15 protein-coding genes are annotated in these 17,354 nt (G+C 45.1%); 12 read left to right on the top strand and 3 right to left on the bottom strand.

Annotated elements, in window-relative coordinates; genetic code table 11:
* Window positions 1–178 precede the first annotated feature (178 nt).
* Window positions 179–847, top strand: coding sequence for a GntR family transcriptional regulator (locus SPTER_RS12845; protein ID WP_144350754.1), 669 nt, complete (start codon window positions 179–181; stop codon window positions 845–847).
* A 259-nt stretch (window positions 848–1,106) separates the two neighbouring features.
* Here the strand turns inward: SPTER_RS12845 and SPTER_RS12840 are convergent, their stop codons facing one another.
* Entirely contained in the window at window positions 1,107–2,027 is a 921-nt protein-coding gene (locus tag SPTER_RS12840) for a LysR family transcriptional regulator (protein WP_144350753.1), read from the bottom strand.
* Window positions 2,028–2,232: 205 nt separating this feature from the next.
* Between SPTER_RS12840 and SPTER_RS12835 the strand changes: the two genes are divergently transcribed.
* The 7 genes from SPTER_RS12835 (at window position 2,233) to SPTER_RS24745 (ending at window position 8,829) form a co-directional block, all read left to right on the top strand.
* Window positions 2,233–3,732, top strand: a complete 1,500-nt coding sequence (locus SPTER_RS12835; RefSeq protein ID WP_144350752.1) for an ArnT family glycosyltransferase — start codon at window positions 2,233–2,235, stop codon at window positions 3,730–3,732.
* Window positions 3,733–3,766: 34 nt separating this feature from the next.
* Window positions 3,767–4,954, top strand: a complete 1,188-nt coding sequence (locus SPTER_RS12830) for a nucleotide sugar dehydrogenase (RefSeq protein WP_144350751.1) — start codon at window positions 3,767–3,769, stop codon at window positions 4,952–4,954.
* A complete protein-coding gene (locus tag SPTER_RS12825; RefSeq protein ID WP_144350750.1) occupies window positions 4,954–5,973 on the top strand; it encodes an NAD-dependent epimerase/dehydratase family protein in 1,020 nt (339 codons plus the stop codon). The genes SPTER_RS12830 and SPTER_RS12825 overlap by 1 nt, the downstream gene beginning before the upstream one ends.
* Before the next feature lie 67 nt (window positions 5,974–6,040).
* Entirely contained in the window at window positions 6,041–6,799 is a 759-nt protein-coding gene (locus SPTER_RS12820) for a glycosyltransferase family 2 protein (RefSeq protein WP_144350749.1), read from the top strand.
* Complete coding sequence (locus SPTER_RS12815; protein WP_144350748.1) at window positions 6,783–7,181, top strand: GtrA family protein; 399 nt, start codon at window positions 6,783–6,785, stop codon at window positions 7,179–7,181. Before SPTER_RS12820 ends, SPTER_RS12815 begins: the two co-directional genes overlap by 17 nt.
* 231 nt (window positions 7,182–7,412) lie before the next feature.
* Window positions 7,413–8,651 (top strand): hypothetical protein, encoded by a 1,239-nt coding sequence (locus tag SPTER_RS25370; protein ID WP_246105292.1) that lies wholly within the window; start codon window positions 7,413–7,415, stop codon window positions 8,649–8,651.
* 22 nt (window positions 8,652–8,673) lie between these two features.
* Entirely contained in the window at window positions 8,674–8,829 is a 156-nt protein-coding gene (locus tag SPTER_RS24745; RefSeq protein ID WP_170233253.1) for a hypothetical protein, read from the top strand.
* Here the strand turns inward: SPTER_RS24745 and SPTER_RS12805 are convergent.
* A complete protein-coding gene (locus SPTER_RS12805; protein ID WP_144350747.1) occupies window positions 8,826–9,167 on the bottom strand; it encodes a L,D-transpeptidase in 342 nt (113 codons plus the stop codon). The genes SPTER_RS24745 and SPTER_RS12805 overlap by 4 nt on opposite strands.
* 436 nt (window positions 9,168–9,603) lie before the next feature.
* On the opposite strand from SPTER_RS12805, the gene SPTER_RS12800 reads away from it, so the two are divergent.
* Window positions 9,604–12,555, top strand: a complete 2,952-nt coding sequence (locus SPTER_RS12800; protein WP_144350746.1) for a chemotaxis protein CheB — start codon at window positions 9,604–9,606, stop codon at window positions 12,553–12,555.
* A 203-nt stretch (window positions 12,556–12,758) separates the two neighbouring features.
* On the opposite strand, the gene SPTER_RS12795 is transcribed toward SPTER_RS12800, so the two are convergent.
* The gene (locus tag SPTER_RS12795; RefSeq protein WP_144350745.1) at window positions 12,759–13,085 is read right to left on the bottom strand and encodes a winged helix-turn-helix transcriptional regulator; all 327 of its coding nucleotides are present in this window, start codon (window positions 13,083–13,085) and stop codon (window positions 12,759–12,761) included.
* A 505-nt stretch (window positions 13,086–13,590) separates the two neighbouring features.
* Between SPTER_RS12795 and SPTER_RS12790 the strand changes: the two genes are divergently transcribed.
* The 3 genes from SPTER_RS12790 to SPTER_RS12780 all read left to right on the top strand — a co-directional run bounded on the left by SPTER_RS12790 (window position 13,591) and on the right by SPTER_RS12780 (window position 17,287).
* Entirely contained in the window at window positions 13,591–14,550 is a 960-nt protein-coding gene (locus SPTER_RS12790; protein ID WP_246105623.1) for a Bug family tripartite tricarboxylate transporter substrate binding protein, read from the top strand.
* A 717-nt stretch (window positions 14,551–15,267) separates the two neighbouring features.
* Entirely contained in the window at window positions 15,268–16,587 is a 1,320-nt protein-coding gene (locus tag SPTER_RS12785) for a replication-associated recombination protein A (RefSeq protein ID WP_144350744.1), read from the top strand.
* A 190-nt stretch (window positions 16,588–16,777) separates the two neighbouring features.
* The gene (locus SPTER_RS12780) at window positions 16,778–17,287 is read left to right on the top strand and encodes a MarR family winged helix-turn-helix transcriptional regulator (protein WP_170233252.1); all 510 of its coding nucleotides are present in this window, start codon (window positions 16,778–16,780) and stop codon (window positions 17,285–17,287) included.
* The last annotated feature ends 67 nt before the right edge of the window (window positions 17,288–17,354 follow it).

Raw genomic sequence — 17,354 nt, 5'->3', positions numbered from 1 at the left:
TCTCTGTTGCAGAAAACCACTTGCTAAAATAATATGCTCAGCCAAATTTCTGTTGACACAGAATAAGCTGAATATAAAACTGTGATACTTAATTAGGAAAGTATTCGCATTTTATTTATCACCTGATATAATACTATTATATCAGGTGATAAATAAGTAATTGAAAGAGGAATGCATCTTGAGTAATAATGAACTATCCTTAGCTGAAAAAGCATATATAACGCTTAAAGAGATGATTATCACTCTTAAATTAAAACCGGGTGAAGTTGTTTCTGAAAATGAAATTAGCAAATTACTGGGAATTGGCAGAATGCCTATACGGGAAGCTTTCAAACGACTGGAATCTGCCGCTTTGGTTTCCATCATTCCCCGAAGGGGAATTCTCATTACTGAAATTAAAACAGATGAAATTTTTTTACAATTAGAAGTTCGGGCAGTATTGGAGGAATTAATTGTGAAAAGAGCCTGTAAATATGCAACTGCTTCAGAGCGAGAAAGGTTATTGCAATTAGCAAATCAATATGAGCAGGCGACGAAAGATAATGATCGTTTTTACGCAGTTCAAATTGATGAGCAATTTAATCAGTTATTGGGTCAATGTTCAAAAAATCTATTTGCCTGGCAGGCTATTGTGCCGTTTTATGCATTGTCTCAAAGAATTTATTTTTACCACTATGAATCCAACGAGGAATTAACGCTGGAAATAAACTATGCTCATATTGACTTAATGAAAATGATTGCAGCAGGTGAAGAGAAAGAAGCAATTCAAAAATTAAATTGTGTGCTTGATTATACAGAAAATCTGATTCGCAGAAATATGAACACATGGTTACCGGCTAAAGAGTAGTGTAAAAGTCAACATAACTGCACACATAGTTTCTAAGACCGTAAAGAGAATGTCACAGCATTGTTTAAATGGAACATTCCGAGTCTACCGGCCACCGGAGGCGGTAGACAAGGGCTGCCATAAGGCAGCCCTATTTTTGTTATCCTTTTCGTCTATAAAAGCAATCTCTGCAATACACAGGGCGATCGCCGGTAGGGCGGTAATTTGTAATCAGTTAATTTTATGACATGAATATTCAGGTTGTTTTTTTTTGCCGATTTTAACCAACGTTATCGTTTGCAGCTAATATGTCTTTTGTCAAAGCTATAAATTCACGCGCTGCCCGTGACAGATGCCGTTCTTTACAATAAACTGCCGCAAATGTTCGCGACGGCAGGGGCTCAGCAAACGTGCAGAAAGCCAGCTGATCAGGTACTCTAAATAGTGCTAACACATCCAAACCGAAAGTAATACCCAGGCCAGCCTTTACTAGCGATAATATTGTTTCATAATTATCACTTTCAAATACAATTCGAGGGTTAAACCCGGCATTAATAAAACATTGATCAGCAAGCTCTCGCATTTTTCGTCCTTTCTTCAGTAAAAGGAAAGGCTCTTCCCGTAACCCGGCCACATGGATTTGCGGCCACGGCGGCCGCGTGCCGGCGGGCTTGTTCAAAGGGTGACTGCGGGGGGCGATAAGCACAATATTCTCGGTGAAGAGAGGCTCGCTGATAAAGTGTGGCTTGTTCAGCGGTAAGTTAATCAAGGAAAGGTCTGTTACCCCTCTTATTGCAAAATCTTCTAATTCAGCTAGGGTGCCATCCCTGTGGATCACTTCAATTCCAGGGAATTTTCTACAGAACAAGGGGAGAACATTAGGAAATAAAATGCTGCCCCGGATGTTGGAAACGCCGATTGTGAGGCGTCCTTTTTTAAAGTCAATAATTTCCTGCATTTGCGACTGGAATTGATGATTCAAGTTTAGCATGCGCCGCGCATTTTCCACAAAAACCTCGCCGGCATAGGTCAGGCTTAAGGGGGTAGTTGCCCGGTCAAACAATTGAAGTCCAAACCGTTGTTCGATCCTTTGAATACACTGGCTTAAAGATGGCTGCGATATGTATAATTGCTGGGCCGCTTTAGAGAAACTGCCTTCTTCGGCAACCTTCAACATGTATTGAAGCTGTCTTAATTCCATTTGCCCCACCCTTAACAATGATATAGTGTTAATCCTATGTAGTTTATAATAATTATAGTATTAGACCAATGATAATTACAAGAGTACACTATAAATATGTTTTCTGCAAGCTTAAATCCTGTTTGTTGGACAACATGGAATGCTGGAGATGTGCCGGTGCAACTAGCTATGGACCTAATTTTTTTCTCAGGAAGGATGATATTATTTGCCTACAGACAAGCTTTTATGGATAACAGTAATGGCGACATTTCTAATAAAGTCGCTGCTAGCCTATATAATTCCGTTTACTGGCGATGAGGCATTATTTTACACGTGGGGAACATTTCCGGACATTGGTTATTATGATCATCCGCCAATGATTGGCTGGCTGCTGGCGCTCATTATGAAATTTAGCGCCAGTGAGTATGCTCTCCGGCTCCCGGCGCTTATTTTCCCATATATTGTTGGTGCTGTTATGTATAGTCTGCTAAAGGTTCTCGATAAAAACCGTGCTCGCTGGGCGGTGATCTTATTTTTGGTATCACCGCTTAATATGATGAATATTTTAGTTACCACCGATACGCCGCTTTTATTGTTTGTCTCCCTGTCGGCGGTCTGCTTCTATCAGGGTCTGCACCTTAATAAGCGGATAAGTTTAATCTTAGCAGGGGTTTTCCTCGGTTGTGCTTTTTTATCTAAATATTTTTCCGTCTTACTTATCATCGCCTATGGCGTCTATGTGCTGCTTTATCAGCGTAATCGCCGGGGCTTTGCCGCGCTTGCGCTGGTAGCTGCCTGTACCATACCCTTTGTGCTGCTGAATGTATACTACAACTATACTCATGCCTGGGCCAATATTATGTTTAATGTATTTAACCGTAATCACGCCATGGGTTCCTTTACACCGGGGAATTTTTTTGTTTATCTGGGGCAACTCCTGTTTCTGCTCACACCGTTTACGATGTACTGTTTATTCCGGCCCGTGAAATCAGCGCGGCATGTTGTTGCGGCAGAGTCGCTGCGGCGCTACTATTTGGTTTTATGTTACGTGCCGCTGGGCATTCTGGCCCTCTTGTCTTTCACCAAATCAATTGGCATTCATTGGCCGCTGGCTTTTCTGCCCTTTGTGTTCATCCTTACCATCTTTCACTTTAATGCAGCAACTTTCCGCAAGGTAGTTCTGCTGGTTGCAATATGTACGTTTACTGTAAATTCCTTAATAGCGTATATTGTGATTAATCCGCCTGCGAAATTGACGCACAGCAAGCTTTATCAGCAGGCGTTATTCTATTGGCAGCCCCGGGCAGTAGCGGACATTCTTACCCCGTATACTACAGACTATATTTTGACTACCGAAAGCTATTCTAAGTCAGCCGTGCTGTATTACTATACAGGCAGATACATAAGCAGCTTTGGGCCAGGCTCTTTTCACGCCCGTCATGATGATATGTACACTGATTTTCGGCAATTTGACCAGAAAAATATAGCAATCGTCCGTACCGCGCCGCCTGATATGAATAAATACATGCCGTATTTTCAAACCGTTTCCGTTACAGAAATAAAATTAGAGAATACAAGCTTATACTTAATCCAGGGCAGCGCTTTCCGGTATGGTGTTTATCGCGAACTGGTTTTGCGGCCGATTAAAAACAAATACTATCAGCTGCCGGCCTGGCTGCCAACGCAGGGTAATTATTTTACCGATAAGTATTTTGCGGAAGAATAAATGATTTCAACAGATTTGAGGTGGAGCTATGTTTATGTATGATATATGTGTGATTGGCGGCTGCGGGCATGTCGGCTTGCCTTTATCCATTACGCTGGCTGATCGTGGCAAAAAAGTAATCGTCTATGATATCAGCACAGAGGCGGTACATACCGTAAGACAAGGGACCATGCCTTTTCATGAAGAAGGCGCCGCTGGCTTGCTGCAAAAGGTACTGGCTGACGGCACGCTGGAGCTATCTGATTCGCCGGCGGTAATTTCCCAGAGTAAGATTGTAATTATGATCATTGGTACGCCGGTGGATGAGCATCTAAACCCGAATTTCCAAGTGATGGTTGATTCGGTGAATCAGTGCATGCCGTATTTTCGCAACGGCCAAACCTTAATTTTGCGCAGCACAGTCTACCCGGGGATTAGTGAACGGGTCAATGACTGGCTGCGGGAAGCAGGCTTAACCATGAATGTCTGCTTCTGTCCGGAACGGATCTTAGAAGGTAAGGCCATGACGGAGCTATACTCCTTGCCGCAGATTATTTCATCCTTTACGCCGGCAGGTTTGCAGGAATGCCGGGATTTATTTGGCCTCCTGACAACTGAACTGGTGGAAGTGCAGCCGACGGAAGCCGAATTGGCCAAGCTGTTTACGAATGTCTGGCGGTACATTAAATTTGCTGTTGCCAATCAATTTTATATGATTGCCAATGATTATAACCTGGACTTTTATAAAGTTTATCATGCCGTCACACACCGGTATGACCGCGCCCGGGATTTACCGAAAGCCGGTTTTGCCGCCGGGCCTTGCTTGTTTAAGGATGCGATGCAGCTGGCTGCTTTCAATAATGGCAACTTTTATCTGGGGCATTCAGCCATGCTGGTCAATGAGGGGCTGCCTAACTATATAGTGCAAAAGTTAAAAGTGAAATATCTGCTGAACAAAATGACTGTAGGCATTCTGGGCATGGCATTTAAGGGGAACTCGGATGATATCCGTGAATCTCTGTCGTACAAATTGCGTAAAATCCTGCAGGTGCATGCCGGCAGCGTTTTGAGTGCCGATCCTTATGTGACGGATGATTCCTTGCTGCCGCAGGCGGAAGTGATTGCCCAGGCCGATATTTTGATCATCGCCACCCCTCATAAACAATATCAGGGACTGGACATTCCGCTCAATAAAGTTACTGTTGATATCTGGAATGTATTGGGCAGAGGAGGGCTAATATAGTGAAAATCCTGGTTACCGGCTCGGCCGGCTTTATCGCCGGCTATCTGGTAGAAGAATTATTGCAACGCGGTCATTCGGTTGTAGGCATTGATAACTACAGTAAATATGGTCCGGTGGAAAAATCCTATGACCATCATCCGCGTTATCAGTTTGTGCAAGGCGATGTTAAGGACAGCCATTTGCTGAAGGAACTAATCGCCGACTGTGATCAGGTTGTGGCGATGGCGGCAATGATTGGCGGGATCACTTATTTTCACGAATATGCCTATGATCTGCTCGCAGAAAATGAGCGCATTACGGCCGCTACCTTTGATGCCGCTATCTGGGCCTATCAGCATAAAAAATTACGTAAGATTAATGTTTTATCTTCGTCGATGGTTTATGAATCTACGGCTGTTTATCCCAGCCCGGAAGGAGAGCAATTGCGCTGCCCGCCGCCGCTGTCTACTTATGGGTTTCAGAAGCTGGCGTGCGAGTATTTTGCCAAGGGGGCATGGGAGCAATACCAACTTCCCTATACGGTTATACGGCCCTTCAATTGTGTGGGAACCGGTGAACGGCGGGCTAAAAATGAAAAGGAAATTCTTTCCGGCAATGTAAAGCTGGCTATGAGCCATGTTGTCCCCGATCTGGTGCAAAAGATTATCAAGGGGCAGGATCCGCTGCATATTTTGGGGACCGGCAGGCAAATACGCCATTACACCTATGGCGGTGATCTGGCCGAGGGCATTGCGCTGTGCATTGAAAACGAACAAGCAGTTAACGAAGACTTTAATCTGTCAACACCGGTTTCAACTACGGTATTGGAGCTGGCAGAAGCTATCTGGAACAAGGTGAATGGGGACAAGCCGTTCCGCTACCTATCGGATACACCCTATGTGTATGATGTGCAAAAACGGATACCGGCCGTAGACAAGGCGAAAAACTTGCTCGGTTTTGAGGCTAAATCGGATTTGAACGTTATGCTTGATGAAGTCATCCCCTGGATCAAAGAGCAGGTGAAGACCGGCAATATTTAAATAGAACAAGAGGAGTTCGTTACTCAGGACTCCCCGGGTGAACAAGGAAAACAAGGAGGTGTATAACATGCTTGATATTGTTGTCCCGGTATATAACGAAGGGGCAAATATCGAAAACCTGCTAAAGCAGATAGCGAGCCATGTCAAAACAGAAAAAAGGCTTACGCTTATCTATGACTGCGAAGAGGATAATACTTTACCTGTTGTGTACAAGGTACGCGCAAAATATAATTTCCCAATTCATTTAAAAAAGAATATCTATGGCCGTGGGGCGCTAAATGCCATCAAAACAGGGTTACATACCTTTGAAGGCAGCATCGTGCTGGTGTTAATGGCCGATTTATCAGACAGTCTGGATGCCGTGGATCTAATGTACGCTAAAATTGTAAAAGAGGGCAATCACCTTGTCTGCGGTTCGCGGTATATGAAAGGCGGGCAGCAATATGGGGGACCGCTCCTTAAAAAAGCCTTGTCCCGCCTGGCGGGCGTAAGCCTGCATTGGGCAACAGGAATTGCTACGCACGATATAACCAACAGTTTTAAAATGTATCACAAGGCTGTTATTGAATCTATTCAAATTGAGAGTGCCGGCGGTTTTGAAATCGGCATGGAAATTACGGTAAAAGCCTATTTGAATGGCTATAGAATAACGGAGGTACCTGCTTCCTGGCAGGAACGGACGGCAGGAGAATCACGGTTCCAATTGCTTAGATGGCTGCCATTTTATTTGAAATGGTATTTCCTTGCCCTCTGTGAAACCTGGTTTAGTCTAAATTATGTAAAGTTTAAGCAGCAGGATAGCAACAAAAATGTTATCTCGAAATAGGGGCTTACTGAATCAGTTTTTACGCTATTTCTGTGTTGGCGGTATTGCGGCCCTGGTAGACTGGAGCTTATTTTACGTTCTTTACCTGAAACTTGGCTATCATTATATTGCTGCGGCTGCCGGCAGTTTTGTATTATCCGTTATCGTCAATTTTTTCCTGGGAAGAGAGTTTGTCTTTAAAAATCAGTGTAAGTTCAATGCCAATATCGAAGCATTAAGTATCCTAGCCCTGAATACCACCGGCTTATTGCTTGACCTGGTGCTTATATTCTTAGCTATTGAATTAGGGGATATCTATCCGATGACAGCCAAGATTGGGGCTACCGGCCTCGTGTTTATCTGGAATTTTTCGCTGCGCAGATGGTGGCTGTACTCCTGTTAATCAGCCGGCCATGGCGAAGAGGGATGGGGTTTATCGGGAATGGAATTGGGCATAACTAAAGATACTACCCAGTCCGAAGGCTTACAATTGAGCCAATAATAAAACGGGGAGTAGCCGGATTTAGTGTGTTGAAATTGACTTAACATAATTTGCTTCGAATTTGCGGCAGTGATGGTTACCGCTTAAACACGGGGCATAGACTAATGAACGGGCATACCTAAGGAGAAATGAATGAGCGACTACACGCCGCGCCGCAAGCGATTGGCCCTTTCCGCTTTTACCACATCGGAGATGCATGTCCGGAATCCGCTCATGACCGTATGGTGGGCGGCCTCTTTCGGAGGCTTCGGGCAGATAATGATCGGCAGTTATATCAAAGGCTTCGTGCTGGTAGTTATGGAAATCCTCATCAATCTGATGGCGCATGTAAATGTGGCAATATTATACTCGTTTACCGGGCGGATCGAGCTTGCCAAAGAAGTGCTGGATACCAGGTGGCTGTTGGCCTATATCCTTGCGTATTGTTACGGACTTTGGGATGCCTACAACCATACTGTAAGCCTCAATAAGCAGGCCGTGCTTGCCGAACGGGAAAAAGCGCCGATTGATGTGTTCACAGTGCTGCCGTACAGCATTAATTTCCTGGACAAAAGGTCGCCTTGGGTCAGCGTCTTCTGGAGCATGGTGTTTCCGGGACTGGGGCATATGTTCGTCATGCGAATGGTCACCGGCCTTTTCATGATCACCTTCTGGATGATCAGCGTTTATTATTCGCGATTGTTCCAGGTCGTGCATTTTACATTTTTGGGAGATTTGGGCCAGGCGCTGGCTGTAGCCGATCCACAATGGTTACTGTTCATGCCGTCGCTTTACTGCTTTGCCGCCTACGATTCATACTCTTGCACGGTGGAACTGAACAAAAAGTTTGATACGGAACAACGCGAATATCTCGCGAAAAGATACCAGCGATTGCTGCTTGAACTGCCCATACCAATAACGGAGGGAGCGACCCAGATGCTGATAGCGGCCACTTTCAATCATTCGTCATTTGTTGAGCTTGCCATAACCGAGCTGGAAGCAAAGGGTATTGCCAAAGAAAAGATGCTGGCGATACCTCTCGCTCAGAAGCAAAAAAACTTTGCAATTTTAGATACCATCTACCGGTCCGATGGAGTCAGCATCATCGATACTGCCTCCGTGTTCGGCACTATAGGCATGGTTCTGGGTACAATCTACGGGTTTGTCTGGGCCTGGGGGCCAATATTCTGGGCGCTGATCGGGCTGTTTGGCGGCGCGGCGGTCGGGCTCGCCGGCGACTACCTCCTGACGGGACGAAAGATGACCAGCCGGAGGAGAGACAAGGTTTCGGAACTTGTCCTACTGGTCAGTTGTGTCAATGCCGAAGCTAACATGGTGGAGCAGGTACTTCGGAACAATACCGCCTTCGGGGTTGGTACTGTGAAGGCGTAGGGCGGGTAGCTTTGCTCTGATTATGGGAATAGCTTTATTGGCACGATTAGTATTGCTCGGAAGCCTCAATATTGAGCAAAATTATGAATATCCGAAAGATTTATTTAAACAGCGAAATTTCAAGCCTGCCCCTGCTGCGAAACCATTAGCTAAAGAAAACGAGCGGCAAGACGATTAAAGTAGCATAACTACAGGTGCGCCAATCTCCATTTTTTCAAACAGTTCTTCAATATCTTTATTATACATTCTGACGCAGCCGCCGGAAACATATCCTTCCACAGGGCCGTCCCATGAACCGTGCAGACAGGTTTTGTCAGAAGATAAAACCAATCTCCGGGACCCAAGGTCAAATTCACCTGGTTTGTCAAAGATCAGCTTTTCAATAACTTCGTAGCTGCCGGGTGGGGTAGGTGTTTCTGCTTTGCCACTGCCCACAGGGTATTCTCTAATTAATTGATTATCTTCATAGTAGTAGGCTCGGTGAGTAGTCAGGTTAACAATCACTTTGTTGTTCATTTATCATCCCTCCTAATGATATTCTATGTAGCATTTTTTACAATAGAAACAAAGATTTGTTGAAAAAATTATATAATTTAATGCTGCTTTGCTCATTGTGCCTTGGATTGTGTGGTGGCTTCTTGTAGACAAGAAGCGGTTTACAACAATTTGCTTGATAGGCATGTTTGTGCTCGCGACAGCTTCTTGGATGCTCCAGCCTCTGCGCTGGTTCTTTTTATTGATTTTTTTACCATTGCGAAGGGACGAAAAACCGCCAGGCCGGCGGTTTTTCCATAATGGTTGCTTTTTCAGATAATGCTGTCAGTCTCCAGGAAGGAAAAACACAATAAATGTTAGAAGACTTATAAAATATTTTGTCAGTTGTCGCTGCGGTGTAATAGCGTATATGACTCATCATAGAGTGCCGCACGATTTCTGTAAGGGGAGGAAAGTGTTGAGAAAAAGTAATTCCGATGATAAAACCCGCAGCCGGCAATCCGGTAAGCAATCCGCTGTAACGGTAGCAAAAGCGGCGGGCCTTGTCGGCATTGGGGCCTCCGCCGGCGGTTTGTCAGCCATGTTGCAGTTGTTTGAGAGCATGCCAGAGAAGGTCGGCATGGCTTTTGTGGTGATTCAACATCTCGATGCCAACAAAGACAGCGCCCTGGCCGACATTTTGTCCAGAGCGACAACTATGCCTGTCAGCGTAGTAAGAGATGACGCCGTCGCGCAACCCAACCATGTTTACGTTATTGCGCCCGGCACCGAGTTGACCGTTTCTCACGGGGTGCTGACCGCCGCGCCGCAAAAAAGCGACGTGAGACGGCATACGCCCATTGATTCTTTCCTGGAATCGCTGGCCATGGACGAGGGAAACAGGGCTATCGGCGTTATTTTATCGGGAACCGGCGTGGATGGCTCGCGCGGTGTGCGGGAGATCAAAGCCGTCGGCGGCATAACTTTAGCTCAGGAGCCCCAGTCGGCGGAATACGACGGCATGCCGCGCAGTACAATCGCCACCGGCATGGTAGATTTTGTCCTGACGCCAGCGAAAATCGGTGCCGAACTTTCGCGGATCGGCCAATCTCTAATGATTACCGGTCCGGTGGCCGAAGCCGGCGAGCTGTTTCCGGACGAAGCAGACGAACTAAACAGGATTATTGCCCTGCTTCGTAAAGCCAGCGGCATTAATTTCGCTGAATACAAGCAGCTTACCATAAAACGGCGTATTCTGCGCCGAATGGTTTTACTCAAAATAGACAGGCTTGGCGAGTATGTTGTCTATCTGCGGCAAAATGGCGCGGAGCTTGCTGCCCTGCAGCAAGATATGCTGATCAATGTCACGAAATTTTTCAGAGAGCCGCTGGTCTTCGATACATTTAAAAAAGTGGTTTTCCCATCCATTATCAGCACTGCCCCAGCTAACGCGCCTATCCGGCTTTGGGTGCCCGGTTGCTCCACCGGCGAAGAGGCCTATTCCTTGGCCATCGCCTTGCAGGAATATCTGGATGATAAGGCCATATGTCGGAAAATTCAGATATTTGCCACCGATATTAACGAAACGGTTATCGATAAAGCCCGTGCCGGAATCTACCCCAAAACAATCGTGGCCGACATTTCGCCCCCAAGGCTCAGCCGCTTCTTTGTCGAGGTCGAACAGGGTTATCAGATCAGCAAGGCCATTCGCGACATATGCGTATTCGCCAGGCAGGACATCGGGCAGGACCCGCCTATTTCCAGGGTGGACCTCGTCAGTTGCCGCAATGTGATGATCTATTTCGGGCCGGCATTGCATAAACGGATATTCCCGATTTTTCATTATGCCTTAAATCCCGGCGGCTTTCTGATCATGGGAGCGTCGGAGTCGGTCGGCGTATTTGCGGATTTGTTTGACTTGGTGGATAAAAAACACCAGATTTATACGAAAAAATCGGTAGCGACCCCGATGGCAGTTGAGCTTTCTGCCACCGAGCATGCGGCAACGGTTCGAAGCCGCAGCAACGACTATCCGGAAAGCTTTAGCGGCATTTCTTTACTTGATGTACAAAAAGAGGCTGACCGGATCGTTCTCGGCAAATATGCCCCGCCTGGCGTCATTATTAACAGCAAGCTGGATATTATCCAGTACCGGGGCCGTACCGGCGTTTATCTCGAACCGGCGTCCGGCATGCCGAGCTTAAACCTGATGAAGATGGCCCGGGAAGGGTTGTTCGCCGGACTGCGGGCAGCCATTTACCAGGCTAAGAAGGAAAACATCCTTGTCAGAAAAGAAGGCCTGCATGTTCTTGAAAACGGCAATTCCCTCCAGGTCAATGTTGATGTTGTCCCGATCAACGGGTCATTTCAGCAAGGTGAATACTTTTTGGTGCTATTTCAGGATGCCGCATCCCAGTCTAGGTCTAACGACGTCACTCTGGCGCGGGAAGATTCGCATCAAGCGAGGGCTACCGATGAGGTCCTAGGCTTAAAACAGGAGGTCGCCGCCACGAAGGAATACCTGCAGTCGATCATCGACCAGCACGAAGCGGCCAACGAAGAAGTGCAATCAAGCAATGAAGAGCTAATGAGCATGAATGAGGAGTTGGAAACCGCCAAAGAGGAACTCCAGTCGACCAACGAAGAGCTGATGACCTTGAACGAAGAAATGGGAACCCGCAATATGGAACTGAATCACATCAACAATGATATGATCAATCTGCTTCACAGCATCAATATTCCCGTCCTCATTCTCAGCGGCGATTTGCGTATCAGGCGATTCAATGCTGTTGCTAAAAAGGTTTTTAACCTGATTGGCGCCGATGTTGAGCGGCCGATCAAGAGTATCAAGCTGAACATCGATATTCCTAATTTGGAGCAGGCGAGCCTGGAAGTAATCGATACTCTAAACAGTAAGGAGCAGGAGGTCCAGGACCGGTGGGGACACTGGTATTCCATGCAGATACGTCCGTATCGAACTACAGATAACAAGATCGATGGCGTAATCATCACCTTCGCCGATATTGATACAATCAAGAAAAGCTTAGAAGTTGCCCGGGAAGCCCAGGCGTACGCGGAAGCCATTGTGGAAACCGTAAGGCACCCCATGGTGGTTCTCGATGCCCACTTGCGGCTGAAAACAGCCAACAAGGCTTTTTATCAGACATTTCGGCTGGTGCCTGCAGAAACGATCGGTCAATCCATTTTCTCGAAAAAAGATAACCGGTGGAATCTTTCGGATCTGCGTACCCTGCTGACTGATATTGTGGAGCATGATACGGCGTTTAAGGATTTTGCGGTCAGCTACGATCTTCCCGATATAGGCTGGCAAAAGATGCTGGTTAATGCCCGCCGGATAGTAAACCCGCAAAACAAGGCGGTGCTGATTCTTATGGCTTTTGAAATTATTGCCGCACAGGGCGGAAAATAAAGATAAACGGCTACTGGCTAACCCAAAATGCAATATCGCAAGGTTGCGCAAAAAGTGCCAGCAGGGTAGGTTACCAGGCTGGCACTTTCTTGTCCCATGAGGTTTGGTGGAGCGATGATCCAGAGTCAGGAAAACTGACTTCATATAATAATCACCATTTGACAGGCCGGAGGAACACCCGCCTACGCTTAAACCAATCTCCACTACTTGTTAATATGCTTCTCTCCCCATTGATACATAAGCTCAAGAATAGGAATTAAGGTTTTTCCTATATTCGTTAATGAATACTCAACTTTAGGTGGCACTTCGTTATATTGTTCCCTATGAATCAATTTGCTTGCTTCCAACTCTTTTAGTTGCTTGCTTAACGTTTTGTGTGCAATCGGCAGTAGCGCTTCTCTCAATTTATTATATCTTACTACTTCGGCCTGATAAATTTCCCATAAAATAATCCACTTCCACTTACCCTCTACTGCTGACATTGTGTGATACATTGGGCATTTCCCATACTTGCTTTCAAAATCCACCATACAACCTCCTTAACTAACAAAAAGGTTAGTATATAACAAAAACGTTCATACTTGAATATCTTCCTATAAGAATATATAATTTGAAACGCAAAGTCAAGATTAAATATCACATGAGTAATATTCTTCATTTTTCCGTCACTCGCGGGGAAAATGGGCGATTTATGTTCGATAGAAATTCAGCAATATTTGAACCCTGGCTTTTTATAGCCTGCAAACACAAAAAATAAATATAGTTTACAGACGGTTTCGTAATAAAAGGAGATACTTGTCAAGGAGATTGTGAAACGCTGCGCGCTGGCATTACTCGCATCGAAAAAGATCAGATCTACAGGCAGTTTTTTTGTCATTTATTCCTCGAATGACAATTTATGACATAGAAATTACCATATAATTTATTTATAGTTTGTCTGAATTGTAGTATTTTGCAGAACGAGGAGGTAGGTATGTAGTGCAGAAAAGAGTACTGGTCTTACTAGTAGCAGCAGCCTTGGTGATTTCTATCATAATAGGGGGTTGTGGCGAGGTAGAAAAAGTAGCATTACCTGTTCAAAAATATCCCGAGAAGCCTATTACTGTAATTGTTCCGTTCAGTGTCGGCGGAGGTTTGGATATGACAGCACGTTCATTAGAAAAAGTGTCTCTTCAGCATTTAGAACAGCCATTGGTTATTATAAATAAGCCCGGTGGCGCAGGTGTTATTGGATGGAATGAATTGGCTGGAGCAAGCTGGGATGGTTACACTATTGGCATAGCTAGTATTGATATGCTATTGCTTTCATTATATGAATCGACAACTTATAATTATCTGACGGCGTTAGCACCTATAGCGCAAATAGCATCATTGCCGGTAGTATTAGTAGCTAAAGCAGATCAGCCTTGGCAAACACTGGACGACTTAATAATATATGCTCGCCAACATCCTGGGGCAATAAAACTTGGTCATGGTGGTACGGGGTCATTTGCACATGTCCTTGGGGAAATGTTCGGTTATGATGCAGGTATCAAAATTAATCATGTTCCCTTTTCCGGTGGAGGTGAAATGACAGCTGCGTTATTAGGCGGACATGTTCAACTTATATTTATTAACCCCGTTTCTATTAAAGAGCACGTAAAAAATGGTACAGTAAGGGTCCTTGCCGTATCCAGTGATCAGCGCATACCCGATCCGGTGTTTGAACAGATACCGACTTTTAAAGAGCAAGGATTTGATATTACGTTAAAAAACTGGCATGGAATTGCTGCGCCAAAAGAGATACCAGTTGCGGTTAAAAACAAGCTGGCAGAAAGGTTTAAGGTCATCATTGCTGATCCAGAATTCAAAAAAAATATGGATAATATAGGTATGCCTGTTGAATATTTAGGTCCAGAAGAATCACAAGCCAAGTGGATTACCGAAAGTCAGAAACTGAAAAAAACACTGGAACAAAGCGGTATATTAGAGCAGATTAAAGCCCAGAAAAAATAATAACCTATCGACACTAGTCGAATACGCCGCCCTCCTCCGTAGGGGGGGCTTTTTTATTAAAAAAACCATGCAGATCTTTTAAACAGTTATTAATTAGTAGCTTAATAGTAACAAAAAAACGCAAAACCCCCGAAATATAAGGGCAATATCTTAATCTAATTTTAATTATAATATAACAATAAGTTTTTGTTTATTTGTTATGATTAAATTGAAAATTACGTAATCGTTCAATCGTCTCGGTAATCGGGAAACCGACAATGAAAGGCGAGGTGTTATCAGTGTCGCGAGTTAGATTTAGGGATGTGTTGGAACTGTTGCTTCAGTCTTTTGTTGTAAGTGCATTGCTATTGCTATTGTTTTGGCCAAGAAATTAAATCAGGCGGAAGTCCGTAAAAATCAGTCGAAGTTGGCATAGCGCACTGTTGACTGATGTGAGGACATCGATCATGGCTTTCCAGCAATATTTTGGAAAGCCATTTTAAATTTGAATACATGGACCGCACTGGTGAGAAGAACAAGTGAAGCAGTGAGATCTTTTTGCAGGCATGGGCAATTTCCCAAATCGTCCATTTAGCCCGGCCACGGGATCGCAACAGCTGAAGCAATACCTAGCTGAAATCCTCATCATTTGGTGCTGCCTATTGAATAATTGGGCAATAGGATGATACTATATAAAGTAGAACAAATGTACTGTTTTAAGGAAATCAGGTGTAATGAATGGATTATGTACAAGGTACTTTTTTTGAAAATAGGAATAAAGCCCCTTTGGCCGACAGGATCAGGCCAAGAACCCTGGAAGAATATATTGGCCAGATGCATATCCTCGGCAAAGGCAAGATATTGAGGCAGCTTATCGAATCAGATCATATTCCTTCGATGATTCTGTGGGGGCCGCCTGGTGTTGGCAAAACTACCCTGGCAATGATTATCGCCGATCTAACCAATGCCAAGTTTATCGCCTTTAGCGCTGCAACCTCTGGCATTAAAGAGATTAAGGAAATAATGGCCAAAGCGGAACAGACCAGGCTGATGGGCGAGCGAACCGTAATCTTTGTGGATGAAATTCACCGCTTTAACAAAGCACAGCAGGATGCTTTTCTTCCTCACGTCGAGAAAGGCAACATTATTCTCATTGGCGCCACTACCGAAAACCCTTCTTTTGAGGTTAACTCCGCCTTGCTCTCGCGCAGTAGAGTGTTTGTCCTGCATTCCCTGCAAACAGAAGAAATTATTAAGCTATTAAAGTATGCTTTGCAGGATCAAAGAGGCTATGGCGGCCAAAAGATTGAGATTGCCGATGAACTGCTGGAATTAATTGCCGTATATTCCAATGGCGATGCCAGGACGGCGCTTAATGTGCTGGAAATGGCGGTGCTGAGCGGTGATAAGCAGAGTGACGCCACGATAATCAGTCAAGATATCGTCGAAGGCTGCATCCAAAAGAAGGCACTATTGTATGATAAAAACGGGGAAGAACACTATAATCTGATCTCAGCCTTGCACAAATCCATGCGCAACAGCGATCCTGATGCCGCGGTCTATTGGCTGGCTAGAATGCTGGAAGCAGGAGAAGAACCGCTGTTTATTGCCAGAAGGCTGGTCCGCTTTGCCTCTGAAGATATCGGATTGGCGGATCCCAGAGCTTTGGAAACGGCCATTGCCGTGTATAATGCCGTCCATTATCTGGGCATGCCCGAGTGTAATGTGCATTTAACCCAGGCGGTGGTCTATCTTTCCGTAGCGGCCAAGTCCAATGCGCTGTATAGGGCCTATGAAAACGCGAAAAAGGATGCGAACAGTACCCTGGCCGACGGTGTGCCGCTGCATCTTCGGAATGCGCCGACTAAGCTGATGGCAGGCCTCGACTATGGCAAGGGGTATCAATATGCCCATCATGCTGCGGATAAAGTAACGAATATGCAGTGCCTGCCGGAAAATTTGAAGGACCGGCAGTATTATCAGCCTGCTGGTCAAGGCCTTGAAAAAAATATCAAGGAGCGCTTGGAATTGATCAAAAAGCTGAAAACTAAACAGTAAAAGCAGGGGCAGAGGTCCCTTGTTTGCCAATAGGAGACGCAAGTCAACATAAGACGTTCAGAGCAATAGCCACCTGCAGCAGCGATGCTTGCGGGTGTTTTTTATTGACATTTGGTTGGTAAAAAGTATAATAAAATTATATTAGGTTCCTAACTAATTAGCGGATAAGAATAAAGGAGGAAGCATGCCAATGGCTGATATCCGTTCAAATGAGCTTTATAATGCATTGAAGCGTCTGAACCGGCAGATATATCGCTATGCGCATCAGGCAATGCCGCCGAAAGCAGGCCTTCACCGCGGACAAATTCACCTGTTGTTTCTCATTTCCCGCAATGATGGGGTAATTCAGCGGGATTTAGCAGATAGCATGGATATTCGCCCCTCTTCCCTGACCGAGATGCTCATTAAGCTGGAACAGGAGGCATTTGTTGTACGCAAGCAGGATGAAAAGGATCAAAGGATCATGCATATCCATCTGACCGCGAAAGGAAAAGCTGCCGTTAAGGGGTTTACTGAGGCCAATGCGAAACTGACAGCGGCGATTTTCAATTGCCTGATGGCAGAAGAAATCGAAAAAATGCTTGAATTGGTCCAAAAAATAAGTGAGAATCTGGAAACCCTGGATAATCCCGATAGCGGTACAGGTAATGGAAGAGGCAGGCAGCCCCATGGACATCATCCCCACCACCATTGGGATTAATGCTGCCACTCATTACAACTGTAATCGGTAAATAGCAAACGGGTTATGAAATTTAAGAAAAGAAGGA

This window comes from Sporomusa termitida, assembly GCF_007641255.1.
GTDB lineage: Bacteria > Bacillota > Negativicutes > Sporomusales > Sporomusaceae > Sporomusa > Sporomusa termitida.
The sequence above is the reverse complement of the archived record's forward strand: the minus strand, read 5'-3'. Positions and strand labels throughout refer to the sequence as shown.

Excerpts from the sequence above, each read along its gene's own strand:
- SPTER_RS12840 (WP_144350753.1), bottom strand. The coding sequence starts at position 2,027 with ATGGAATTAAGACAGCTTCAATACATGTTGAAGGTTGCCGAAGAAGGC.
- SPTER_RS12830 (WP_144350751.1), top strand. The coding sequence starts at position 3,767 with ATGTATGATATATGTGTGATTGGCGGCTGCGGGCATGTCGGCTTGCCT.
- SPTER_RS12820 (WP_144350749.1), top strand. The coding sequence starts at position 6,041 with ATGCTTGATATTGTTGTCCCGGTATATAACGAAGGGGCAAATATCGAA.
- SPTER_RS12815 (WP_144350748.1), top strand. The coding sequence starts at position 6,783 with ATGTTATCTCGAAATAGGGGCTTACTGAATCAGTTTTTACGCTATTTC.
- SPTER_RS25370 (WP_246105292.1), top strand. The coding sequence starts at position 7,413 with ATGAGCGACTACACGCCGCGCCGCAAGCGATTGGCCCTTTCCGCTTTT.
- SPTER_RS24745 (WP_170233253.1), top strand. The coding sequence starts at position 8,674 with ATGGGAATAGCTTTATTGGCACGATTAGTATTGCTCGGAAGCCTCAAT.
- SPTER_RS12805 (WP_144350747.1), bottom strand. The coding sequence starts at position 9,167 with ATGAACAACAAAGTGATTGTTAACCTGACTACTCACCGAGCCTACTAC.
- SPTER_RS12795 (WP_144350745.1), bottom strand. The coding sequence starts at position 13,085 with ATGGTGGATTTTGAAAGCAAGTATGGGAAATGCCCAATGTATCACACA.
- SPTER_RS12785 (WP_144350744.1), top strand. The coding sequence starts at position 15,268 with ATGGATTATGTACAAGGTACTTTTTTTGAAAATAGGAATAAAGCCCCT.
- SPTER_RS12780 (WP_170233252.1), top strand. The coding sequence starts at position 16,778 with ATGGCTGATATCCGTTCAAATGAGCTTTATAATGCATTGAAGCGTCTG.